Raw genomic sequence first — 21,814 nt, 5'->3', positions numbered from 1 at the left:
CGTTCGCCTGTCGCGCTCGTTCTGGCTGCTGTTTCCTGGTGCGGCGCCGTAGGTTTCGTGCGCCACTCCCGGAATCAGGCGCCGCAGTGGCGGGACGTGAGCCCGGCCACGGCTCACACGAAGCGGACGGTCTGCTGCAGGCGCGTGCGCGCGTCGAAGACCTCGTTGCCGCCCACTGAGCGGGCTCCGGCGACGCCGCGGCGCAGCACGTCCGACAGCGCACTGCGCGAGACCACCGCCACAGGCAGGCCGCGCACCTTTCCGAGCTCGGTGATCGGCTGCATCACATCGTCGTCGGGCAGCACCACGATCGCGCCGCCGAAGCGCACCCCGGCCGCGCGGGCCAGCGTCCGCAACCGCGCGACGAGGGTGGCCACCGGAGTCCCCGAGACGCCGTCGCCGATCAACTCGCCGCGGCGCACCCGCACCGGACCGCCGAAGTCCTCCGACAGGATGCCGTACAACCCGCTCGGGCCCAGCACGATGTGGTCGACCTTCGCGTCGGGGTCGGGGTCGCGTCCGCCCGCGGCGACGTCGTGCCACACCGTGTAGCCCATGCCGAGGTCCGCGACCGTGCGGGCCGTCTCCTCCTCGGCGAGCGCATCGGCGAGCAGTCGGCGCACGTGGTGAGGAGCCGAACGCACCAGCGCCGGGTCGTACGGATCGTCGAGCGTGACCCCGCGCCCGGCCCACTCGCGGATCAGTGCCAAGTAGCGCTCACGCCGCCATCCCCCGGGATGCCCGTACGAGCGCGCCCGCGGTCGGGTGTCGGTGCGCACGGCGGGTGCGCGCCATCCCGACCACTCGGGAGCCTCGTGCACGCCGAAGCCGTGGCCGCGATCGTAGGCGGCACGCCGTTCGGGGGTGCCGACGAGCTCCCACGCGCGCTGCACCTGGACGAACAGCGCCGCATCCCCTCCCGTGTCGGGATGCGTCTGCCTCAAGCGCAGCCGGTAGGCGCGCCTGAGCTCTTCGGCGTCGACGGTCGGCTCGACGCCGAGCACCTCGTACGCCGATGCCGACAGCGGACTGTCGAACATCCGTCACCGCCTCTCGTTGCGTCGCGCGTAGGCCGCCGCGCTCCGGCTCGACAATGCCAGCAGAATGAGGATGTCGAGTCCGACCGACACCAGCGCGCCGTTGATCGTGATCTCCTGCCCCTGCACCCACCACGCGACGAAGACGGTCGAGATCGAGAGCACGGTGAACGACATCACGATGACCCGCGGCCAGTTGCGCCCGAGGTAGACGAGGATCGCGAGCACCGAGTTGATGGCGAGGATCGTGCCACCCGCGGCGATCACGAACCACAGCACCACGTCGTTGTCGTCGGCCGCGGGCGGATCGAATTCCGACACCGACGCGAGTGCGTCGAGGATCGACTCCCAGCCGATGGCGAAGCCGACGAGCACGACCACCCCGACGAGCTGGCGCAGCAGGATGAGCGCCGCACCCGCGACCGTCGACAGCGGACGCCGCATCTCGGGGTCGTACTCGACCGGCTGCAGCAGGCGCTCGGCCGGTTCGAAGGCGGGCCGCTTGTGCGGGTGCTCGCTCATGCGTCCACCTCCACCGCACGCACGTCGACGATCGGCAGATCGCCGTCGGTGCGGATGCTGTCGCCGCCGCCGTTGCGCGCGTGATAGCCCGTCGAGAAGTCCTCGATGACCGACACGACCACGACCGGGTCGGCCGTGGTCACCGTCTCGACGATGTGATCGCGCTCCACATCGGTGTCGGCGTCGATGCGGTGGGTGATCTGCAGCGTGAACAGCGACAGCCCCACCGATGTGTCGAACGTGCCCGCGGCGAGCCAGTCGACGCGGTAGCCGCCGGGCAGCAGCCATCCGTCGGGGCACCGCCAGAACCGCACATGGTGCCGCTGGGCGGGGTTGCCGTCGACCTCCTGCTGGTAGGCGAAGTCCTGCTGCCGGCCGAAGAGGAACAGCGGGCTCACCGGCGCCTCGTGGTAGCTGCGGCGCGTCAGGGTCGACATGACGATGCGCCAGGACGAGCCGAGGGTCACGGGATCGGCCTTGGTCCAGGATGCCTGCTGCATCACGTGGTGGATCTGCTCAGCGTCGCCGAGCAGGGCCAGGTTGACCGGGTCGCCGAGCAGCCCGTCGCTCGTGCGCGCACGCCCGATGAAGTAGTCGGGCACGTAGATGGTGGTGAGGATGCGATGCAGCCGCGGCAGCACGAGGTAGGCGAGCAGAACCCAGAACGCGATGGCGAACGGGATGCCCCACCAGCCCACCCGGAACGTCTCGGTGAGGCTGAGGTACGCCAGCCACAGCGCCGCGACGCCCGCGAAGACGAAGAAGAACCAGTCGATCGCGATGCCGATCGAGAACGCGCGCCGGTGATGCGGCATCCGCTCCTCGTTCTCGGCGTCCACCATCAGTCCCAGAGCGCCTGCTGCGGGGTGTGCCCGAACGCGATCTCGACGAGGTCGTCGGGAAGGTCGGCGATCGATGCCGGCTGCCAGTGCGGCGAGCGGTCCTTGTCGATCAGCTGCGCCCGCACCCCCTCGGGCAGGTCGGGCTGCGTGGTGACGAACCACATCACGACGCCGTACTCCTGCGCGAGCACGTCGCGCACCGACGCCGCGTCGCGCGCCCGGCGCACCGACTCGAGTGTCACCGCCATCCCGGTCGGCGAGAGGCCCTCCATGAGTTCAGCGGTCTGCGCCGCCTCGGGTTCGGGACGCGCACGCAGGCGGGCGATCACCTGACCGATCGTCGGCGCCGAGAACGCGTCGTCGATCCACGGCCGCGCCGCCTCGAGCCGCGACGGTGCGGCGGTCTCGTCGAACAGCAGGACGAGTTCGGTCGGACCGGTCGGATCGGCACGGGTCTGCAGTGCGTCCACGAGTGAGGTGAGCCGGTCGCTCGGGACGAAGTGGTCGGCGAACCCGGCGTATATCGCGTCGGAGGCATCCATCGTCATGCCCGTCACGCCCAGGTATTCGCCGACGCGACCCGGCGCGCGGCCCAGCAGCCACGTTCCCCCGACGTCGGGGGTGAAGCCGATGCGGGTCTCGGGCATTGCGAGCTTCGACCGTTCGGTCACCACGCGGATGGCGGCATGGCCGGCCAGACCGATACCGCCGCCCATCGTGACGCCGTCGGCGATCGCGACCACCGGCTTCGCGTACTCTGCGATGCGCGCGTTCATCGCGTACTCGGCGCGGAAGAAGATCGCCGCGCTCTCGGGGTCGCCCGAGGTGATCTGCCGCGCGAGGCCGCGCACATCGCCGCCCGCGCACAATCCGCGCTCCCCTGCGCCGTCGAGCAGGACGAGCTGCACGTCCGGGTCGTCCCGCCAGCGGTCGAGCGCCGCCGAGATCGCGACCACCATGTCGTGATCGAGGGCGTTGAGCGCCTCGGGTCGATTGAGGGTCAGGTGTCCCACTCCGTGGTCGGATCCGACCAGGACTCGTGAGGAAGCGGCATCGGTCACGTCGGCAACGTTACCCGGCGCAAACCGTCGCGATAATGTGTGGGTTGCCACGATGACGGGAGGGTGCGGGATGCCCGACGGCCAGGTGATCGACTTCGCCGGGATCACGAAGCGATTCGGCGGGATCACCGCCGTCGACGGATTCACCGCCCGCGCCGCTCCCGGTGTCGTGACCGGATTCCTCGGACCCAACGGCGCCGGAAAGACGACGACCCTGCGGATGCTGCTCGGTCTGGTCGCGCCGACCTCCGGCCGGGCGACGATCGGCGGACAGCGCTACGCCCAGCTGAAGCATCCGCTGCGGACCGTCGGGGCCACCCTCGAGGCGTCGAGCTTCCACCCCGGCCGCACCGGCGCCGCGCACCTCACGATCTACGCGCAGGCCGCGGGGCTGGCGCGCACGCGTGTCGACGAAGTGCTGGGCCTGGTGGGCCTCGCGGATGCCGCGGGCCGCAAAGTCGGCGGCTACTCGCTCGGGATGCGCCAGCGCCTGGGGCTCGCCTACGCGCTGCTGGGCGACCCGGGCGTGCTGGTGCTCGACGAGCCGGCGAACGGCCTCGACCCCGAAGGCATCCGGTGGATGCGCGGGTTCCTCGGGCAGCTGGCCCGCGAGGGCCGCACGGTGCTCGTCTCATCGCACCTGCTGGCCGAGGTGCAGCAGACCGTCGACGCGCTGCTGATCATCTCGCGCGGCCGGCTGGTGTTCCAGGGGGCTCTCAACGAACTCGCCGACCCGGGCGAGTACGCGACGGTGGTCGACTCGCCCGATCGGGCGGCACTGGCCGCCGCCCTCGCCGAGGCCGGGATCGGCCATGACGTGCTGCGCTCGGGCTTCATCGCCCATGGCGCGGGAACGGCGGACGTCGGCGCCGCCGCGGCCGCGGCGGGCGTCGCCCTCTCTCTTCTGCAGCGTCGCGGTCCCGCGCTCGAGGAGGTCTTCCTCGAGCTCGTCGACGGCATCCGCGTGCACGAGACCGCCTCGCCGGTCTCGACGCCGGAGGCGACGTCGGCTGTGATGCACGTGGCGCCGGACGCCGAGGTGGAGACCGAGCGCGCCGACGACCTGCCCCCCGCCTCCACCCCCGACCCCGACCCCGACCCCGACTCCGACTCCGACTCCGACTCCGACTCCGGCCCCGGTTCCGGTCCCGACTCCGACTCCGGCGTCGAAGAGCCGACTTCCGACGCCGGTGAGCCCGAGGAGCCGCCGGTCGGTGACCGGCCGTGGGAGGACTACGTCAAGACCGACGCCGACCACGAGGCCGACGCGTTCTTCGCGTCGTACGACGACGAGGCGGACTCCGCACAGCAGCCCGCGACGGCGCCCGCCGACGAGGAGCGGCGCGAAGCGGACGAAGAAGCCGAACCCGGCTCGACCGAGGCAGGTGACGACCGATGAGCCTCGCCGCGGCGACCCGCGCCGAGTCGACGAAGCAGTTCAGCACCGCGATGTGGTGGATCCTCGCGATCGTCCTCGCCGCCTACATCGGGTTCACCGCATCGGTGCTCGGCGTCGTCTTCGCCGCGGCCGCGGATGGTGCACTGCCGGGCGGGAACGTGCCGCCGATCGATGCGGCATCCCTCCCGCCGGTGCTCTACAGCACCGCGACGTCGGTGGGGTACGTGTTCCCGCTGCTGATCGGCACGCTCATCGTGACCTCCGAGTTCCGCCACCAGACGCTCACGCCGACGTTCCTCGCGACCCCGCGGCGCGGGACCGTCCTCGCCGCCAAGCTGCTCGTCGGCGTTCTGCTCGGACTCGTCTACGCCGCGATCGGCGTCGTCGCATCGGTCGCACCCTCAGCGGGCTTCCTCGCGGGATTCGGCCTCGAGACCGAACTCGACTCGAGCGACACGTGGGCGCTGCTCGGGCGCATGGTGATCGCGTACGTCCTGTGGGTGCTCATCGGGATCGGCGTCGGCGTGCTGGTGCGCAATCAGGTCGGCGCGGTGGTCGGGGTGCTGGTGTTCACGCAGTTCCTCGAGCCGGTCTTCCGCGCGGTGGCGTCGTTCGTCGAGGGGCTCGACCAGGTCACGCGGTTCCTGCCGGGGGCCGCCGGTGACGCCCTCGTCGGTGCGAGCGTGTTCACGTCACTGCCCGGCAGCGGCGCAGCCGACCCTCTCGAGTGGTGGGCGGGCGGCCTCGTACTGCTGGGGTACGCGGCGGTCCTCCTGGTGATCGGCCACCTGGTGAGCTGGCGGCGCGACGTCGGCTGACCACCCCTCTGACCGAGAATCGGTGTGCCGGACGGGAATCGGCGGCGCGCGGGTGATTTCCACCCGGGATGCCGATTCTCAGCGCCGGGGCTGGGGCTTGGGCTGGGGCTTGGGCTGGGGCTTGAGCGTGGGCACCGGGGCGGTGTCGACGATCTCGGTCACCTCGGCGGCTTCGTCGGTCACATCGAGGCGCAGCGCCGTCACCAGGTCGCGGCCGTGCTGGGTCGTGAGGACGACGCGCTGGAACTCGGGGTGCCCGACGAGGTCGATCACGACGCTCGGTCGACGGCGCCGCACGATCGCGAAGTCGTCGCCGCCCCCCGCCGAGCGCCATGTTCCCATCGCGATGACGCCGCGCACCTGCGTGCCCGGGCTCGGGACCCCGCGCAGCCACGTCCACGCGTCGTCGGTGAGCTGGACCTTGGCGATCGTGTCCCGCTCGATGAGGACATTCCCCTTTCGGAATGCCAGCAGGCGCTCCGTGCCCGACAGCGCGACCTCGAGGCGGGTCGAGTCGAGCAGCAGGGTCACCATGGCCCCAAGTCTGCCAGTCCGCACACCGCCGAATGCTCACGAGAGCGCAACGATCGACGGCCCCGTGTCCTGAACGGCGGTGCGAGACTGGACGGGTGACCCTGCTCGAGCCGTCGCGTTCCGCTGACCCCGCGCGGTCCGCGCAGACCGCCGACGCCCTGCGTCGCGCACGCGCGGGCCGGCGCGTCGAACTCGACGATGCGACCGCAATGCTCGAGGCCGAGGGTGCGCACTTCGACGAGCTGTGCCGACTGGCGGCATCCGTACGCGACCGCGGGCTGCACGACGCCGGCCAGCCCGGGGTGATCACATACTCGCGCAAGGTGTTCGTGCCGCTGACGACCCTGTGCCGAGACCGCTGCCATTACTGCGTCTTCGTCGACACCCCCGGTCAGCTGCTCAAGAAGAACAAGCCCGCCTACATGTCTCCCGCCCAGGTGCTGCAGGTCGTGAGACAGGGTGCCGCGATGGGATGCAAGGAGGCGCTGCTCACCCTCGGCGACCGCCCGGAAGACCGCTGGCCCGAAGCCCGCGCGTGGCTCGACGAGCACGGTTTCGCATCGACCCTGGACTACGTCGCCCACATCGCGCGGCTGATCACCACCGAGACCGGCATGCTCGTGCACCTGAACCCCGGCGTCATGTCGGCGGACGAACTGCGCATGCTGCGCCCCACCGCACCTTCCATGGGCATGATGCTCGAGACCACGTCGCGTCGCCTCTACGACGAGCCGGGGCAGGTGCACTACGGCTCCCCCGACAAGGACCCGGACGTCCGCCTCGCCGTCATCGAGGACGCCGGTCGGCAGCGTGTTCCGTTCACCACCGGCATCCTCGTGGGCATCGGCGAGACGATCGCCGACCGCGCCGCCTCACTGATCGCTCTGCGCGACACGCACGAGCGGCACGGGCACGTGCAGGAGGTGATCGTCCAGAACTTCCGCGCGAAGCCGCGCACCGCGATGCAGGATGCGGCCGACGCGGATCTGCGCGAATACGTCGCGGCCGTCGCCGTCGCGCGGCTCGTGATGGGACCGCACATGCGGATCCAGGTGCCCCCGAACCTCTCGGACGCCACCGAGTTCGCGCTGCTGGTCGGAGCCGGCGCCGACGATTGGGGCGGGGTGTCACCGCTGACCGCCGACCACGTGAATCCCGAACGTCCGTGGCCGCACCTCGACGACCTCGCCGCGCGCACCGCCGAATTGGGCTTCACGCTGCGCGAGCGCCTGACCGCCCACCCCGAGTACGTCGGCGACGCCGAGACGTGGCTCGACCCCGCGATGCGGGCGCCGGTCGCCGCGCTCGCCGATCCCGAGACAGGGCTGGCGCGCACCACGTCCGTGCAGAACTCCACGGAGTCGGCCGCCGGCGTCGCGCCGAAGCTCGACTCCGGCCGCGACGGAGCAGATCTGTGGAGTACTGCACGCCCCGCCGCCGCGCACGGGGTGCGCCGGCTCGCCGAGCGCGCGGCCGACGATCCCGCCACCCTCGACGACGCCGAGTGGACCACTCTGCTGGAAGCGACCGGCGACGACCTCGACGCGCTCACGGCGACCGCCGACGACGTGCGTCGCTACACGGTGGGCGAAGCGGTCACCCTCGTGGTCAACCGCAACCTCACCTCCAGCGGACTCCGCGCCCGCCCGGGCACCGACCCCGCCGAGTTCGACCTCGCCGACGCGCAGGCGATCGCCGCGGATGCCGCGGACCTGGGCGCCACCGAGATCTGCGTGCAGGGTCTCATCCCCGCCGACGAACCCGCCGCGTACATCGAGCTCGTCCGCGCGCTGCGCGCCGGTGCCGGCGGCATCCATCTGCACGCCTATCGCCCTCAGGACGTATGGGACCTCGCCGACCGCACCGGACTCGGCCTCGACGGTGCGCTGCACCGCCTCCGCGAGGCGGGCGTCGACACCGTGCCGGGCACCGGCGTCAAGGTGCTGAGCGAACGGGTCCGCGCCGTCGTCGCACCCGGCGACCTCGAGATCGACCGCTGGGTGGAGGCCATCACCGCTGCGCACCGCGTCGGATTCCGCTCGACGAGCGTGCTCTTCTACGGCCACGTCGAGACGGCCGCAGAACGCGTCGCACATCTGCGCACGATCCGCGGCATCCAGGAGCAGACCGGCGGGTTCACCGAGTTCGTGCCGATCCCGCTCCCCGGTCCCGCGGGAGGCGTGCCCCTCGTCGAGGGTCGCGCCGCGGTCGACGAGCACCGTGCGATGGTCGCCGTGTCGCGGCTGCTGCTGTCGGGCAGCATCCCGCACATCCAGATCCCGTGGACGCGCGTGGGCCGACCGGTCGCGGCCGTGCTGCTTCGCAGTGGCGGCGATGACCTGGGCGGCACCCTGCTCGACGGGCGCGTCAAGCCGGAAGCGGGCATCGAGCGCGGTCTCGAGCTGCCGGTGGCGGATGCCGCACGTCTGGTCGCGCCGCTGTTCCGCCCCTTCCGCCTGCGCACGACCGACTACCGGCTCGCCGAGGGCGGTGAGGTCCGATGACGCGCGTCGAGGTCGCGATCGTCGGCGCCGGCTTCGCCGGGCTCGGCGTCGCGATGGCGCTGCGACGATCAGGGCGCGAGTCGTTCGTGCTGATCGAGCGCGGCGCGTCGGTCGGCGGAACCTGGCGCGACAACACCTACCCCGGCATCGCGTGCGACGTCCCCAGCCACCTCTACGGGTTCGCCGCTTACCCGAACCCCGACTGGTCGGGGGTCTATGCGACCGGGCCCGAGCTGCACCGCTACCTGCGCGACGTCGCCGAGCGCGAGCAGGTGGGCGACCGGCTGCGGCTGTCGACCACGATGCGCGACGCGATGTGGGACGAGGGTGCGGCGGTGTGGCGCATCGGAACCGAGCGCGGTGAGATCGTCGCCGACGCGCTGGTGCTCGCGTGCGGCCGGCTGACCGAGCCGCTCATCCCCGACATCCCCGGCCTCGAGTCGTTCCCCGGTCCGCTGTTCCACTCGTCGCGCTGGGATCACACGACCGAGTTGGAAGGGCGCCGTGTCGCGGTCGTCGGCACCGGCGCCAGCGCGGTGCAGCTCGTGCCCGAATTGGCGCGACTGGGCGCGGGCGTGACCCTCTTCCAGCGCACGCCCGCCTGGATCGTGCCCCGCGGCGGGGCCCTCTACTCCGACGACGAGCGAGCCCGCTTCGCCGACCATCCCGAAGAGCTCGCGGCCCTGCGGGCGCGTCTGTACTCCGAGGGCGAGTCGCGCTTCGCGTCACGGTCGGGGGATGCCGCGGCCGCGGCGGCCGCGCGCGCCGACGCCGTCGCACACCTGCGGGCCCAGGTCACCGATCCCGCCCTGCGCGCCGCGCTCACTCCCGACTACGCGTTCGGCTGCAAACGGGTACTGCTGTCGGACACGTTCTATCCCGCCGTCGCCTCGGACGCCGTCGAACTCGTGCCCTCCGCACTCGGCGCCGTCGACGGCGAGGTGCTGACCGCGGCCGACGGTTCGACGCACCGCGCCGACGTGCTCGTCCTCGCCACGGGGTTCGCCTCGACGCAGCAGCCCTACGCCGACCTCGTGCGCGGCGATGACGGCGTGACCCTGGCCGAGCACTGGTCGCAGGGCATGACGTCGTTCGGCTCCACGGTCGTCGCAGGCTTCCCCAACCTGTTCGTGCTGAACGGCCCGAACGCCTCGCTCGGCCATTCGTCGTCGGTGCTCATGATCGAGGAGCAGGCCGCGTACGTGGCCCGCTCGCTCGCGCTGCGTGACCGCGTCGGCGGCGTGCTGCGGGTCGACCCCGACGCGGAAGACACCTACACGGAAGAGATCGCGCGAGCCGCGGCATCCACCCCCTGGATCACGGGCGGCTGCCACAACTGGTACGTCGACGAGCGGTCCGGCAGGCTCACGCTGCTGTGGCCCGGGACGGTCGACGCCTTCCGGGCGCGACTGGCCCGTGCCGACGGATCCGAGTTCGCCGCCGTCCCGGCGCGCACGATGAGAGGAGCATCATGACGATTCCGCTGAGGTTCGGGTACAAGGCGTCCGCCGAGCAGTTCGGGCCGGGTGAGCTGATCGACTATGCCGTGCTCGCCGAAGAGGTCGGCTTCGACTCGGTCTTCATCTCGGACCATCTGCAGCCCTGGTTGCACGAGGGCGGGCACGCCCCGGCATCCATCCCCTGGCTCGGTGCGCTCGGCGCACGCACGTCGAAGGTGCTGATCGGAACCTCGGTGCTCACGCCGACCTTCCGCTACAACCCGACCGTCGTCGCGCAGGACTTCGCGACGCTCGGCGTGCTCAACCCCGGCCGGGTGATCCTCGGCGTCGGCACGGGCGAAGCCCTCAACGAAGCGAATCTCGGCATCGTGTGGCCCGACCCGCCCGAACGGTTCCAGCGACTCAAGGAGGCGATCGGGCTGATTCGCCGGCTGTGGTCCGAGGATCGGGTGAACTTCGACGGCACCTACTACCACGCGAAGAACATCACCATCTACGACAAGCTCGACGAGCCGGTGCCGATCTACATCGGCGCTGCCGGTCCCGCGGCGACGCGACTGGCCGGACGCCTCGCCGACGGTTTCATCACCACCAGCGGCAAGAAGCGCGAGCTCTACACCGACACGCTGCTGCCCGCGCTCGATGACGGGCTGGGCAAGGCGGGTCGCACCCGCGACGACATCGACACCCTCATGGAGATCAAGGTGTCGCTCGACGACAGCCTCGACGCGGCGCAGGAGAAGACGCGCTTCTGGGCTCCCCTGGCCCTGACGCCCGACGAGAAGATGGGCATCGACGATCCCCTCGAGATGCAGCGCCTCGGCGAGGAATTGCCGATCGAGCGCGCCGCGTCGCGGTTCATCGTGTCGGACGACCCCGACGAGCACGTCGAGCGCATCGCGTGGTACGTGTCGCTGGGCTTCCGCCACCTCGTCTTCCACGACCCCGGCCACGACCAGGAGACCTTCCTGCGGCGGTACGGCGCCGAGATCCTGCCGCGGCTGCGCGCGCGGTTCGCCGCGTGACCTCAGCCGACCCCACGCGGTGGGCTGTGGTCGTCCCGGTCAAGGACCCGGCCCGCGGCAAGTCGCGGCTCGAGGTCGCGGGCGTCGACCGGGTCGCGCTGGCCCGTGCCATCGCGCTCGACACCCTCGCCGCCGCGGCCGCGTGCCCCGAGGTCGAGCGCGTGATCGTGGTGACCGATGACGCGGCCCTTCCGCTGCACGCGGTCGGCATCCCGCATCTGCGGTGGGTGGACGAGACCGCGACACGCGAGCGCCTCGCCGCGGCAGGCGCGGGGGGTGCCGCCGCGACGCTGCCCGAAGCCGGGCTCGACGGCGCGGTCGCGCTGGGCATGGCCGAAGCCGGCGAGACGATGCCGCGTGCCGCGCTGCTCGGAGACCTGCCGGCGCTGCGCCCCGACGACCTCGCCGCGGCATTGCGGACCGCGGCATCCGTCGACCGCGCCGTCGTCGCCGACGGCGAGGGCACCGGGTCGACGCTCGTCACCGCGGCGCCCCGCGTGAGCTGGCGGTCGGCCTTCGGCGCGGGCTCGTTCGCGCGCCACGTCGGCCTGGGGTGCGCTCCCCTCGACATCGCCCCGACCTCGACCGTGCGCCGTGACGTCGACACCGCCGCGCAGCTCGAGGCCGCCGCGGCACTCGGCGTCGGCGAGCGCACCTCGGCCCTGCTCGCCCTCAGCTGACCAGCAGGTAGAGCGCGCCCAGAATCGTGAAGCCGATGACGAGACGTTCGAACAGGACCTGGTCGATCCTCCCCGCGATCCAGCCGCCCACGAGCGCACCGATGACGACACCCGGCGCGAGCACGACGTCGATCAGCAGCGACGCGGGCGTGATGATGCCGATGCCCACCGAGAACGGGACCTTGGCGATGTTGACGATCGCGAAGAACCACGCGGCGGTGCCGAGGAACTCCTTGACCGGGAATCGCGCTGCGAGGAAGTACATCGACATCACGGGACCGGCCGCGTTGGCCACCATCGTCGTGAAGCCGCTCGACGCGCCGTAGGCCGCTGCGGCGACGCGGTGCGGCCCCGTCTCGGACACGGCGGCGCCCATCCGCCGCCGCAGCAGGGTGATCGCGATCACGGCGAGAAGGATCGCACCGATCGTGCGCTTGACCCACAGGTCATCGGCGAAGGCGAGGAAGACGGCACCGACCAGGATGCCGGCGACGACCGCCGGCGCCAGGCGCAGCAGCGCCCGCCAGTTGGCGTCACGGCGGTACATCGTGACGGCGAAGATGTCGGCGACGATCAGCAGCAGCAGGATCGTGCCCGTCGAGGCGCGGGCGGGCAGTGCCGCCGCGAACAGCGCGACCGCGAGCGTTCCCGCACCGGGCACGGCGGTCTTCGACAGACCGATGATCACCGACGCGAGGGCGAGCGCCGCCCAGGCGTACCAGGCCAGTTCGGGCACGTCAGAGGCCTGCCGCGGCGAGCGCGGCCTCGCCCAATGCCGCAGCGGTCGCGGCATCCCGCATCCACAGCGGGGCGACGATGGGTCGGATGCCCACCGCCTCGACGTCGGGAGCGGACGCCGCGTCCTCCTCGCCGAGCAGCCACGCGTCGAGCACCCCGCCATCGGCGCGCGCACCGTAGTGCCCGGCGACGGCCGCCGCGTCGGTGTCGACGCCGATCGCGGTCAGGCACACGTCGGCCATGCCGCGCACGACAGCCCCTGCGATGACCGGCGAGACGCCCACGACGGGAGCCGACGTGGACGCCACCGCGTCGCGGATGCCGGCGACCGCGAGGATCGGCCCGATCGACACGACGGGGTTCGACGGCGCGAGCAGGACGACATCGGCCTGGGCGATCGCGTCGACGACGCCGGCGGACGGTGCGGCCTCGTCGATACCGGGGTTGGCGAAACGGATCGGGGCGAGGGCGGCACGATGACGGGTCCACCACTCCTGGAAGTGCAGGGTGCGAGTGGTCGCGCCCTCGCGCACCGTCACGCGGGTGTCGACCTCGGCGTCGGTCATCGGCAGCAGACGGGCGCCGAGCGGCCAGCGGGATGCCAGCCGCGCCACGACCTCGCCGACGGATGCCCCGTCGCGAAGCCAGCCGGTGCGCGCGAGGTGGGTGCCGAGGTCGAGGTCGCCCAGGGTGAACCACGGCCAGCCGGCGCCCCACTCGGCCAGTTCCCCGTTGACGCGCTCGGTGTCGCCGGCGCGGCCCCACCCGCGCCCGGTGTCGTTGACTCCGGCGAGGGCGTAGAGGATCGAGTCGACGTCGGGCTGCAGTCGCACCCCGGACAGCCAGAGGTCGTCGCCGGTGTTGACGACGACGGTCAGCGCCGCGGCCGTGTCGACGACGTCGCGATCACGCAGGGCGGATCTCACCCCCGCCGTGAAGCGCGATCCGCCGACCCCGCCGGCGAGCACGACGACGCGCGGGGACGCCGCGGTCACGGCGCGAATTCGTCGGCGGCGTGCGGCAGCGGGGTCTGCGCGACGGCGTCGATCAGCGCATCGACGGTCTGCGCCGCCGCGACGATGTCGATCGGAAGCCCCGTCCGCTTGGCGTCCTTGGCCGTACGCGGGCCGATCGCGGCGATCACGGTCGAGTCGGGGATCTCGGGGAACTGCGCGCGCACCTGCTCCGCCACGGAGCCGCTGGTGACGAGGATCGCGTTGATGCGGCCGCTGCGCACGTCAGCGGCGATCCGATCGGTGACCGGCACGCCCACGGTGCGGTAGGCGACGACGCTGCGCACGCGGTGCCCCGCCTCGGCGAGCATGCGGGTGAGCACCGGCTTGGCGTTCTCGTTGCGGAGCGTGAGGATGTCGCGGGCCTCCGGCTCGAGCTGGATCATCTGCTCGGCCATGCCCGCCGCCGAGTTGTCGAGGTCGGGCACGAGGTCGACGCGGTAGCCGACGGCGGCCAACGCCGCTGCGGTCGTCTCGCCGACGGCCGCCACCTTGGTCGCGGCGGGGATGACCGCGCGGTAGGCGTAGAGCACATCGACGGTCGTCGCACTGGTCAGCGTGATCCAGTCGAACGAGCCGGCGGCGAGGTCTGCCAGAGCACGCTCGAGGGTGCTCTGGTCTTCGGTGGGCGCGAAGTTGATCAGCGGCGCGACGACCGGGGTCGCCCCCTTGCGCCGCAGGTTCGCTGCGACTCCGTCACCCCACGGGCCGCCCCGGGGCACCAGCACGCGTCGACCGACGAGCGGCTTGTCGTCCGGGGAATGGTGGAGGCTGTGCATGGGGTCGACTCTCGTGGTACTCAGTCGGCCGCCCGCATGAGCAGCCGACGCGCGATACGAATCGGGTTCGCGCTGTCGGCAGCATCCGCTTCATCGCACTGCCTGACCCCGAGCATACCCCGCACCGCGCGGGGCGGTCGGGGCGAGGTCATCGCGGATCAGCGGACGTACGCGCGCACGGCCGCCCATACGCCCGCGCCCACCGCGCCGGCCACCACGACCACCGCGGCGATCGCGACGCCCGGGCTCTGCTTGGTGAACGACTGCGCCGCGTCGATCGTCGCGTCGATGCGCTGCGCGATGCGCCGCGGGAAGTTGGCCTTCTGCTCGATCGCCGCGAGGGCCGCCTTGAGTTCGGCACGGGCCCGTTCGACCGGGTCGTCGATACCGAGGGGGACACCTGTGCGGGGCACGGGAACGGGCGCCTCAGAGTTCATCGCGCACCTCCTTGACGTCTTCCGCGATGGATTGCACCGGGTTCTGCGACGTGGCGATCCTGCGGAAGCGCAACACCCCGAGCAGCACGAGCAGCGCCGTCGCGACGAGCATCACCGCGAAGACGACGAGCGCCGACAGCCACACCGGCCACCACGACGACAGGCCGGCGATGATGAAGGTGCCGAGCACCGGGATCGACCAGAACAGCACGAACAGGGCGCCCGCGATCCAGCCCGCACCGATTCCCGCGTCCTTCGCCGTGCGCGAGACCCACGCCTTCGCCGAATTGACCTCGGCGATGACGAGGTTGCGGACGAGTTCGGGGATCTCGCCGATCAGCGTGAACAGGCTGTCGTCGGCCTTGTCGCGGAATCCGCGAGGGGTTGTCATCGTCAGGCCCCGTTGCGCTCGCCGGACTCGGTCGCATCCTCGAGGGCGTCGTCGGCGGCCTCCTTCACGGCCTTGCCCGTGGTCTTGGCGGCCTTGCCGACCTCTTCCGCCGAGTCGGCGCCGGCCTTCAGGGTCGCGTCGAGACGCTCACCGGGGGTGCCCTTGGCGGTGGCGGCCTTGGTCACCTTGACGCCGGCCTCCCACAGCGTGCTCGGCAGCGCCATCGCGCTCGATTTGGCGAAGTCCTTCGCCTTGGTCACCTGCTTCTGCACTGGATCAAGGTTCCACAGCTTCAGCCACTGGGTCTTGATCTGCTCGTACCTCTCACGCCCCGCGCGAGTACCGAGTACGTACCCGACCGCGAGTCCGACGACGAGCCCTGTCTTGCCCCGCATGGGGTCTCCTCACGCTTGTCCGGCTGCTGGTCGTTACCCAGCGTAACGCCGCATTCCGATTCCGGCATCCACCCTTGACATTCAGCGACTTCCCGCGTTCGATGCGCCCTCCGCGCCCCACAGCACGCTGCGGCGCACGCGCTCGGCCTCGGCCCGCGCATCGCCGACGACCCGGGCCAGTCCGCTGCCCGACACCCAGCCGCCGATCACCGCGAGGCCCGCAGGCGTGCGCCGGGCTTCGGCACGGATCGCAGGCTGGTCGAGCGCAGCTGCGGGAAGGCTGAGAGCGTACACGCGTCGCTCCGCGGCGACGAGGTCGCCGTCGCCGAGCGGAACGTCGAGCAGAGCGGATGCCTCGGCGAGCGCCTCTGCGATCACGTCGGCGTCGTCGCGTGCGAGACCGGCACCGTCGGCACGGTCGAACCAGACGTGCACGACCTGGCCGTGCGCCTCGCCCCACCGGGCGCTCTCGTGGACGAGGCCCGAGGCCGCACGGCTGCCGGGGACGACATGCATGACCGGACCCCGTTCCACGGCGTCCAGTGCCGAGGCTGCGAGCACGAGCGTGACGGTGTCGCGATGCCGAGACCGGGACGCGGTCGAGATGCCCGTGAGGGGGGCGAGCAGCATCCGCGCGGTCGCCTCGTCGGTGGCGACGATCACCGCATGAGCATCCTCGAGCGGAGGCGCGTCCACCGGAGCGGATTCGCCGCGGGCGGCGGGGTCGTCGCCGGCCGAAGCCGTCTCGACGTGCCAGCGCCCGTCTTCGGTCGCCGTGAGCGACGTCACCGGCGTGCCGGTGCGCACGTCGGCGCCGAGTTGGGCGAGGTGCGCACCGATCCGGTCGACGATCTGCGTCATGCCACCGCGCAGCGAGCGCAGACCAGGACGTTCGTGCGCGGCCAGCTGTCCCACGGCGCCGCTGAGGGTGCCGCCGCGCGTGAAGGCGGCGCTGAGCCCCGGGGCGACCGCCTCGACGTCGATGTCGTCGGGGTCGACGCCGAAACCCGACACAGACGGCGGCGCGACGATCAGGTCGCGCACGCGCCGCCCCATCCTGTGGGTGACGAGTCGGCCGAGGCTGCGCTCCTGCCCGATGGTCAGCGGCGGGCGCAGCCGGTCGACGTAGGCACGCCACGCACCGCGGGTGCCGACGATGCGGCGCACGTCTTCGGCCCACGGGTTCGACGGGATGCCGGCGATCGAGTCGGCGGGCATCGGCGCCGCCGCCCCGCCGGGAAGACCCGCGATCCACTGCCCTCCGTCTCGCGGAGCGATCACATCGTCCGACAGGTCGAGTTCGCCGACCAGGGCGTCGACCGCACCGGTGCGCCCCGACCAGCACGTCACACCGAGGTCGACCGGGCCGCCGCCCACGTCGGCGGTCTCGACGATGCCGCCGAGCCGTTCCTGCGCCTCGAGCACGGTCACCCGCAGGCCGACCTTGGCGCACTCGCGCGCCGCGACGAGCCCGGCGATCCCGGCCCCCACCACCACCACGTGGGTCGCATGCGCCTGCGCCGCGAGCTCGGGCATGTCTTCGGGGACGTCGACCATCCCTCCATCCTCCCACCGGCCCTTCGGGCCTTTCCACGTCCGGCGGGTCGACCGCGTCGACCCGGCACGCGCCGCCGGTGGAGGACGGGACACACGGCACCACGGGTGGAAGACTGGGCGACATGACGCTTCACATCACCGGAGACGCCGAGGCGGACGCACTGCTGCAGGACGACCCGTTCGCGCTGCTGGTCGGGATGCTGCTCGACCAGCAGGTCGCGATGGAGACCGCCTTCGCGGGTCCGCGCAAGATCCTCGACCGCGTGGGCACGCTCGAGCCCGCGGCCGTCGCCGGGTACGACCCCGAGGCGTTCGCGGCCGCGTTCTCGCAGACCCCCGCCGTGCACCGGTTCCCCGGGTCGATGGCGGGTCGCGTCCAGGCACTCGCGGCCGCTGTCGTCGGGGACTGGGGCGGCGACGCCGCGCGGATCTGGACCGACGGCGGCGACGGCGCGACCCCGACCGGCGCCGAAGTGCTGAAGCGGCTGAAGAAGCTGCCCGGCTTCGGCGAGCAGAAGGCGAAGATCTTCCTCGCGCTGCTGGGCAAGCAGTGCGGGTACGGCGGCGACGGCTGGCGTGAGGCGGCAGGAGCATACGGCGAGCCGGGCTCGTTCCGCAGCGTCGCCGACATCACCTCGCCCGAGTCGCTCGCGAAGGTGCGCGAAACCAAGCGCGCCGCGAAGAGCGCCGCGAAGGAGGCACGATGAAGAAGACCGGAGGCGACGTCGCCGAGTTCATCGCGGGGGTGACCCCGGCCAAGCGGCGTGAGGACGCGATCAGCATGGTCGACCTCGTGACGGAGGTCACCGGCCTCGAGCCCGAACTGTGGGGCACGATCATCGGCTTCGGCGCGTGCCACTACCGCTACCCCACGGGCAACGAGGGAGACTCGCCCATCATCGGGTTCTCGCCGCGCAAGCAGGCCACGACGGTCTACCTGCTCGACGGGGTCGACGCGCACCGCGACGATCTGACGTCGCTGGGCCCGCACAAGACGGGCGTGGGATGCCTCTACATCCCGGACGTCGAGGCGGTCGACCGCGATGCCCTGAAGCGCATCCTCTCGGATGCCGAGCAGTACGTGCGCTCGGGCGGCGGGCAGTACGCGAACATCACGGTGATCGACTGAGCGGCCGGGTCCGCGCCCGGGCGCGCGTCTAGACTCATCTCGTCCCCGCGGACGGAAGCGCAGCCCATGACGACACCGGACACGAACCGCCCAGCCGAGGTGGATCCGCTCGTCCTCGTCGCCCGCCCATCGGTCGGGCGACGACTTCTCGGCGGGACCGTCGACGCCGCCGCCCCCATCGCCCTCGTTGCGGGTGCGATCGCGATGGCCGCGGCGGGGGATCCCTCGATCGCGTGGGTGCTGCTGATCCTCGCGCTCGTCGTCACCGCGATCGTCGTCGTCCTGTTGGCCCGCACCGGACGCACCCCCGGCGCGGCGCTCGCAGGACTGCGCACCGTGGAGGCGGCATCGGGGGCCGCGGCAGGCGGATCGATCCTGCGAGACCTCGTCAGCGGGCGGCTGCGCACTGCAGACCTGCGACGGGGGCGCGATCCGTTCGCGCCGGCGCTGGCTCCCTACGTCTTCCCCGAGCCCGGCCCCGCACCCGAGACCGGACCGATCACGCTGCGTGGTCGCGCCCCGAGCATCGAGCTCGATTCGGGGCAGCGGCTCACGCTCGACACACCGCTCGTGCTGGGTCGAGATCCGTCGCCGAGCGTCCTCGACGACGAGCTGTACCGATGGCCCGACCTCTCGCGGACGCTGTCGAAGTCGCACGCGCGCCTCGAGTGGGACGGTCGCCTGGTGTGGGTGACGGACCTCGGGTCGACGAACGGGACGGTGCTGCGGGCCGCCGGCGCTCCGCAGACGCTGCTGCCTCACCAGCGCACTCCGTTGCCCGCGAGCGCCACCCTCGAACTCGGCGACCGGATCGTGACGGTCAGGTCGGCATGAGCACCACGGCGATCAGGCATCCGCTGCTCGACGGCGCCGGCCCCGGGTGGGCGGCCACCGAGACGCGCGCCGATGTCGTGGCGCTCACGTCGGGGATGAGCGACTTCCTCGCCCGCACCGCCACCGGCGGCGACCGGCCGATCGTGGTGAGCGGGGACCACGCGCGCATGACGCGGCCGCTGGCTGATGCCCTGTCGTCCGTGCGCGGGCGCTGGGTCGTGCGCACCGCGGACGACGGATGCTACGACGCCCGCACCGGCCGACGACTGGCCCGCCCCGAAGACGTCCTCGAGGTTGACGGCATCCCGCGCACGGCCGACGCGCACCCCGCGTTCGCGCGGTCGGGCATCACGACCCGGCTGCAGCTGGCCGCGACCGTCTCGACACGGCACCGCGTCAGCCGGCCGGTGCGGCTCGGCGGCGTGATCGAGGCCGCCGCGACCCGGTTCGCGGGCACCGCACCCACCGCGTGGGGTGCGACGGAGCCGCTGGTGGCACCGTGGGACCGCGACGACCTCACCGAGCGCACCCGGCGGCGGATGCCGCGCGACAGCCGCTGGGCGGCGGTTGCGGCATCCGATCATCCCCTCATCGGCACGCTCCACGTCGCACGCACCGTCGAAGGCCTCGAAGAGACCACCCGCGTGCACGCCGACGTCGCCGGCGCCCGGGACGACGCCGCCGCCGATCTCGGCGAGCGCGCCCGGCTGTTCCTCGCCGATGCGGCCGCGGTGGGGATGCCGCTCATGGGCGTCGCAATGGCCGCCCTGGGCTCGGACGACCTCGCCCGCCGCTGCACGGGCACGCCTCCTCCCGAACCGCTCGCCCTGATGATCGGGCCGCCAGGAGTGCGGGCCCTCGGGTCGCCGGTCGACCGGTGGGCCGACGAGTTGGGCGCCGCCCTCGTGGGCAGCCCCCGGTTGCCGGGACTCCTCCTGCCGCTCGGCTCGGTGGAGGGTGGCGGATGGCGCCGACTCGACGAGGTGCTCGCCGCGTTCGGCCCCGACCGGGTCGCCGAACTGCTCGCCGTTGCGCCGGCGGCCGCTGCCCAGCTCGGGCGCGGACCGCGGGCAGGGAGGGACGATTGATGGCCGACCATCGCGACACCGCGCTCATCGAGCAGGCCCGCATCCAGCGTCAGCGTCTGGCCGCCGCGCTGCTGTACGGGCGCATCGACGAGAGGCGCACCGTGAACGACCACGCCAAGCGCCTCATGGGTTCGCTCATCCTCGCCGCCGTGGCCTGCGCCGTGTGCGTCGGCATCTCGTTCGTCGCCGATCTGCTCACCGGGCAGGCGCAAGCGGCACCGGCCGCCGTCAGCACCGCGGCCCCGACCTCGGGAGGCACGCCGTGACCGCTTTCACCCGTCTCACCCTGAGCGGCGCGACCCGCCGAGCCGAGGTGGTCGTGGCCGACGCCGAGCCGCTCGGCTCGGCCCTGCCGCAGCTGCTCGACCTGCTGGGCGAAGCGGGGGGCACGGTCGCCCGACCGCTGAGCCTCGTGACCGCCGACGGCGAGCCCGTCGACATCGCGCGCACCCCGTCGCAGCTGCAGCTGCGGGACGGCACGCTGCTGCGCCTGGTCCGCCTCGATGCCGCACCCCCTCCGCCCGTCGTCATCGATGTGACCGACGCGGCGGCGGACGCCCTCGAGATCCGCGCCGACCGCTGGGACGCCCGCGCGCGCATGTCCGCCGGAGGCACGGCGATCGCGATCGCCGCCGCGCTCGCGGCGACGCTCCCGCCGTACGGTGACGACGTCGCCGCGGCCTGGTGGATGCTCGGCGGGCTCGTCGCACTCCTCGCGATCGCCGCGGGGCTCGGTCTGGGCGGTGTGCGCGGCAGTGCCACGTGTGCCGCGGCGGCGGCCGCAGGACTCGTTCCCGCACTCGCCCTGGCGGCGACGACGGCGTCGGGGCCGCTCACCGCGGCCGCGGTGGCGCTCGCCAGCGCGGGCCTGGTCGTCCTCGTCGGTATCGGGGTCGCTCGGCGCAACCGTGGCGCCGCCGCAGGCGGCGCGCTGGGCGGCGTCCTCGGAACGCTGCTGCTCATCCTGCTGCTGGTCGGCGTGCCGCCCACCGCGGCTGCCGCGGTCGTCGCCGTCGTCGCGGGGTTCGCGACCGGCCCGCTGCCGTGGATCGCGCTGTCGGCCGCCGGTCTCACCGAACTCGACCAGCGCGCGGCCGACGGCGACCCGGCGACGCGCGCACGCGCGGCCGCCGCGATCGATGACGCCTACGCGAGTCTCTCGTGGAGCGTCGCGTTCGTCGCGGCGGCGATCGGGGTCGCCGGCGTCTCCCTCGTGCTCGCCGCCGAGCTGTGGGCGGGCCTCCTCGCGCTGGCCGTCGCACTCGTGGCGGCCATGCGCACGCGGGCCTTCCCGTTGCGGATGCAGGGGTGGACGCTGTGGACGGCGGTCGCCGCGATCGCCGTCGCCGCCGTCGTTCTGCTGGACGGCTGGGTCGGCTCCGCGGTCTCTGCCGGATCGGCGATAGTGATCGCGTTCGTCGTGCTCGCCCAACCGCGCCCCCACACGCGGGCTCGGCTGCGAGGACTCGGGAATGTGCTCGAAACCCTCGCGGTCGTGTCGTTGCTTCCGCTGCTGCTCGGCGCGCTCGGCGTCTACGCCGAGCTGCTCGGGATGTTCGGGGGATGACGCG

General features: G+C 72.4%; 24 protein-coding genes. 12 read left to right on the top strand and 12 right to left on the bottom strand.

From position 1 onward, the window contains the following. Positions 1-113: 113 nt before the first annotated feature. Genes ABD663_RS11710 through ABD663_RS11695 form a run of 4 tightly spaced genes read right to left on the bottom strand, consistent with a single transcriptional unit; the run spans position 114 to position 3,462 of the window. Positions 114-1,040, bottom strand: coding sequence for a J domain-containing protein (locus ABD663_RS11710; RefSeq protein WP_344738718.1), 927 nt, complete (start codon positions 1,038-1,040; stop codon positions 114-116). A gap of 3 nt (positions 1,041-1,043) precedes the next feature. Beyond that, positions 1,044-1,559, bottom strand: coding sequence for a hypothetical protein (locus tag ABD663_RS11705; RefSeq protein ID WP_344738716.1), 516 nt, complete (start codon positions 1,557-1,559; stop codon positions 1,044-1,046). Beyond that, complete coding sequence (locus ABD663_RS11700; RefSeq protein WP_344738714.1) at positions 1,556-2,401, bottom strand: LssY C-terminal domain-containing protein; 846 nt, start codon at positions 2,399-2,401, stop codon at positions 1,556-1,558. Before ABD663_RS11700 ends, ABD663_RS11705 begins: the two co-directional genes overlap by 4 nt. Then, a complete protein-coding gene (locus tag ABD663_RS11695; protein ID WP_344738712.1) occupies positions 2,401-3,462 on the bottom strand; it encodes an enoyl-CoA hydratase/isomerase family protein in 1,062 nt (353 codons plus the stop codon). The genes ABD663_RS11700 and ABD663_RS11695 overlap by 1 nt, the downstream gene beginning before the upstream one ends. 70 nt (positions 3,463-3,532) lie before the next feature. On the opposite strand from ABD663_RS11695, the gene ABD663_RS11690 reads away from it, so the two are divergent. Both ABD663_RS11690 and ABD663_RS11685 read left to right on the top strand, forming a co-directional pair. Then, complete coding sequence (locus tag ABD663_RS11690; protein ID WP_344738709.1) at positions 3,533-4,861, top strand: ABC transporter ATP-binding protein; 1,329 nt, start codon at positions 3,533-3,535, stop codon at positions 4,859-4,861. Next, positions 4,858-5,679: an ABC transporter permease gene (locus tag ABD663_RS11685; protein ID WP_344738707.1), complete on the top strand. Its 822-nt coding sequence runs from the start codon at positions 4,858-4,860 to the stop codon at positions 5,677-5,679. The genes ABD663_RS11690 and ABD663_RS11685 overlap by 4 nt, the downstream gene beginning before the upstream one ends. A gap of 78 nt (positions 5,680-5,757) precedes the next feature. Here ABD663_RS11685 and ABD663_RS11680 read toward each other — a convergent pair whose 3' ends face one another. Further along, a complete protein-coding gene (locus tag ABD663_RS11680) occupies positions 5,758-6,213 on the bottom strand; it encodes a hypothetical protein (protein ID WP_344738705.1) in 456 nt (151 codons plus the stop codon). Positions 6,214-6,314: 101 nt separating this feature from the next. Here ABD663_RS11680 and cofG point away from each other — a divergent pair, with 101 nt between their 5' ends. The 4 genes from cofG to cofC are packed head-to-tail and all read left to right on the top strand — an operon-like array spanning position 6,315 to position 11,882. Next, complete coding sequence (gene cofG / locus ABD663_RS11675) at positions 6,315-8,717, top strand: 7,8-didemethyl-8-hydroxy-5-deazariboflavin synthase CofG (RefSeq protein ID WP_425561799.1); 2,403 nt, start codon at positions 6,315-6,317, stop codon at positions 8,715-8,717. Next, positions 8,714-10,192 (top strand): flavin-containing monooxygenase, encoded by a 1,479-nt coding sequence (locus tag ABD663_RS11670; RefSeq protein ID WP_344738701.1) that lies wholly within the window; start codon positions 8,714-8,716, stop codon positions 10,190-10,192. Before cofG ends, ABD663_RS11670 begins: the two co-directional genes overlap by 4 nt. Next, complete coding sequence (gene fgd, locus ABD663_RS11665; protein WP_344738699.1) at positions 10,189-11,202, top strand: glucose-6-phosphate dehydrogenase (coenzyme-F420); 1,014 nt, start codon at positions 10,189-10,191, stop codon at positions 11,200-11,202. The genes ABD663_RS11670 and fgd overlap by 4 nt, the downstream gene beginning before the upstream one ends. Next, positions 11,199-11,882: a 2-phospho-L-lactate guanylyltransferase gene (gene cofC, locus ABD663_RS11660; RefSeq protein ID WP_344738697.1), complete on the top strand. Its 684-nt coding sequence runs from the start codon at positions 11,199-11,201 to the stop codon at positions 11,880-11,882. Before fgd ends, cofC begins: the two co-directional genes overlap by 4 nt. Here cofC and ABD663_RS11655 read toward each other — a convergent pair. The 7 genes from ABD663_RS11655 to ABD663_RS11625 form a co-directional block, all read right to left on the bottom strand. Further along, a complete protein-coding gene (locus tag ABD663_RS11655; protein WP_344738695.1) occupies positions 11,875-12,618 on the bottom strand; it encodes a sulfite exporter TauE/SafE family protein in 744 nt (247 codons plus the stop codon). The two genes, cofC and ABD663_RS11655, sit on opposite strands and share 8 nt — an antisense overlap. A gap of 1 nt (position 12,619) precedes the next feature. Continuing rightward, positions 12,620-13,615, bottom strand: coding sequence for a 2-phospho-L-lactate transferase (gene cofD, locus ABD663_RS11650; RefSeq protein ID WP_344738693.1), 996 nt, complete (start codon positions 13,613-13,615; stop codon positions 12,620-12,622). Further along, entirely contained in the window at positions 13,612-14,412 is an 801-nt protein-coding gene (locus tag ABD663_RS11645) for a uroporphyrinogen-III synthase (RefSeq protein WP_344738691.1), read from the bottom strand. The genes cofD and ABD663_RS11645 overlap by 4 nt, the downstream gene beginning before the upstream one ends. Before the next feature lie 158 nt (positions 14,413-14,570). Continuing rightward, on the bottom strand, positions 14,571-14,849 hold the full coding sequence (locus ABD663_RS11640; RefSeq protein WP_344738689.1) for a hypothetical protein: 279 nt from the start codon (positions 14,847-14,849) through the stop codon (positions 14,571-14,573). Continuing rightward, positions 14,839-15,240, bottom strand: a complete 402-nt coding sequence (locus ABD663_RS11635; RefSeq protein ID WP_344738687.1) for a phage holin family protein — start codon at positions 15,238-15,240, stop codon at positions 14,839-14,841. The genes ABD663_RS11640 and ABD663_RS11635 overlap by 11 nt, the downstream gene beginning before the upstream one ends. Positions 15,241-15,242: 2 nt before the next feature. Further along, positions 15,243-15,635, bottom strand: coding sequence for a hypothetical protein (locus ABD663_RS11630; protein WP_344738685.1), 393 nt, complete (start codon positions 15,633-15,635; stop codon positions 15,243-15,245). Between the two features lie 81 nt (positions 15,636-15,716). Then, positions 15,717-17,192 (bottom strand): protoporphyrinogen/coproporphyrinogen oxidase, encoded by a 1,476-nt coding sequence (locus ABD663_RS11625; RefSeq protein WP_344738683.1) that lies wholly within the window; start codon positions 17,190-17,192, stop codon positions 15,717-15,719. A gap of 122 nt (positions 17,193-17,314) precedes the next feature. On the opposite strand from ABD663_RS11625, the gene ABD663_RS11620 reads away from it, so the two are divergent. The 6 genes from ABD663_RS11620 to ABD663_RS11595 all read left to right on the top strand — a co-directional run bounded on the left by ABD663_RS11620 (position 17,315) and on the right by ABD663_RS11595 (position 21,810). Continuing rightward, complete coding sequence (locus ABD663_RS11620) at positions 17,315-17,899, top strand: HhH-GPD-type base excision DNA repair protein (protein ID WP_344738681.1); 585 nt, start codon at positions 17,315-17,317, stop codon at positions 17,897-17,899. Then, a complete protein-coding gene (locus ABD663_RS11615) occupies positions 17,896-18,321 on the top strand; it encodes a DUF1801 domain-containing protein (RefSeq protein WP_344738678.1) in 426 nt (141 codons plus the stop codon). The genes ABD663_RS11620 and ABD663_RS11615 overlap by 4 nt, the downstream gene beginning before the upstream one ends. A gap of 66 nt (positions 18,322-18,387) precedes the next feature. After that, positions 18,388-19,155, top strand: a complete 768-nt coding sequence (locus ABD663_RS11610; protein ID WP_344738677.1) for an FHA domain-containing protein — start codon at positions 18,388-18,390, stop codon at positions 19,153-19,155. Then, entirely contained in the window at positions 19,152-20,243 is a 1,092-nt protein-coding gene (locus ABD663_RS11605) for a DUF6177 family protein (protein ID WP_344738675.1), read from the top strand. The genes ABD663_RS11610 and ABD663_RS11605 overlap by 4 nt, the downstream gene beginning before the upstream one ends. Next, on the top strand, positions 20,243-20,509 hold the full coding sequence (locus ABD663_RS11600; RefSeq protein ID WP_344738673.1) for a hypothetical protein: 267 nt from the start codon (positions 20,243-20,245) through the stop codon (positions 20,507-20,509). The genes ABD663_RS11605 and ABD663_RS11600 overlap by 1 nt, the downstream gene beginning before the upstream one ends. Next, a complete protein-coding gene (locus tag ABD663_RS11595) occupies positions 20,506-21,810 on the top strand; it encodes an EsaB/YukD family protein (RefSeq protein WP_344738670.1) in 1,305 nt (434 codons plus the stop codon). The genes ABD663_RS11600 and ABD663_RS11595 overlap by 4 nt, the downstream gene beginning before the upstream one ends. Positions 21,811-21,814 lie beyond the last annotated feature (4 nt).

The sequence above is a fragment of the Microbacterium awajiense genome (assembly GCF_039536545.1).
Lineage (GTDB): Bacteria > Actinomycetota > Actinomycetes > Actinomycetales > Microbacteriaceae > Microbacterium > Microbacterium awajiense.
The sequence above is the reverse complement of the archived record's forward strand: the minus strand, read 5'-3'. Positions and strand labels throughout refer to the sequence as shown.

Bases quoted from the DNA above. Each gene is read 5' to 3' on its own strand.
- ABD663_RS11700 (WP_344738714.1), bottom strand. From the start codon at position 2,401: ATGGTGGACGCCGAGAACGAGGAGCGGATGCCGCATCACCGGCGCGCG.
- ABD663_RS11670 (WP_344738701.1), top strand. From the start codon at position 8,714: ATGACGCGCGTCGAGGTCGCGATCGTCGGCGCCGGCTTCGCCGGGCTC.
- ABD663_RS11680 (WP_344738705.1), bottom strand. From the start codon at position 6,213: ATGGTGACCCTGCTGCTCGACTCGACCCGCCTCGAGGTCGCGCTGTCG.
- fgd (WP_344738699.1), top strand. From the start codon at position 10,189: ATGACGATTCCGCTGAGGTTCGGGTACAAGGCGTCCGCCGAGCAGTTC.
- ABD663_RS11690 (WP_344738709.1), top strand. From the start codon at position 3,533: ATGCCCGACGGCCAGGTGATCGACTTCGCCGGGATCACGAAGCGATTC.
- ABD663_RS11685 (WP_344738707.1), top strand. From the start codon at position 4,858: ATGAGCCTCGCCGCGGCGACCCGCGCCGAGTCGACGAAGCAGTTCAGC.
- ABD663_RS11605 (WP_344738675.1), top strand. From the start codon at position 19,152: ATGAGCACCACGGCGATCAGGCATCCGCTGCTCGACGGCGCCGGCCCC.
- ABD663_RS11610 (WP_344738677.1), top strand. From the start codon at position 18,388: ATGACGACACCGGACACGAACCGCCCAGCCGAGGTGGATCCGCTCGTC.
- ABD663_RS11620 (WP_344738681.1), top strand. From the start codon at position 17,315: ATGACGCTTCACATCACCGGAGACGCCGAGGCGGACGCACTGCTGCAG.
- ABD663_RS11635 (WP_344738687.1), bottom strand. From the start codon at position 15,240: ATGACAACCCCTCGCGGATTCCGCGACAAGGCCGACGACAGCCTGTTC.
- ABD663_RS11640 (WP_344738689.1), bottom strand. From the start codon at position 14,849: ATGAACTCTGAGGCGCCCGTTCCCGTGCCCCGCACAGGTGTCCCCCTC.
- ABD663_RS11600 (WP_344738673.1), top strand. From the start codon at position 20,243: ATGGCCGACCATCGCGACACCGCGCTCATCGAGCAGGCCCGCATCCAG.
- ABD663_RS11710 (WP_344738718.1), bottom strand. From the start codon at position 1,040: ATGTTCGACAGTCCGCTGTCGGCATCGGCGTACGAGGTGCTCGGCGTC.
- ABD663_RS11625 (WP_344738683.1), bottom strand. From the start codon at position 17,192: ATGGTCGACGTCCCCGAAGACATGCCCGAGCTCGCGGCGCAGGCGCAT.
- ABD663_RS11705 (WP_344738716.1), bottom strand. From the start codon at position 1,559: ATGAGCGAGCACCCGCACAAGCGGCCCGCCTTCGAACCGGCCGAGCGC.
- ABD663_RS11615 (WP_344738678.1), top strand. From the start codon at position 17,896: ATGAAGAAGACCGGAGGCGACGTCGCCGAGTTCATCGCGGGGGTGACC.
- ABD663_RS11645 (WP_344738691.1), bottom strand. From the start codon at position 14,412: ATGCACAGCCTCCACCATTCCCCGGACGACAAGCCGCTCGTCGGTCGA.
- ABD663_RS11630 (WP_344738685.1), bottom strand. From the start codon at position 15,635: ATGCGGGGCAAGACAGGGCTCGTCGTCGGACTCGCGGTCGGGTACGTA.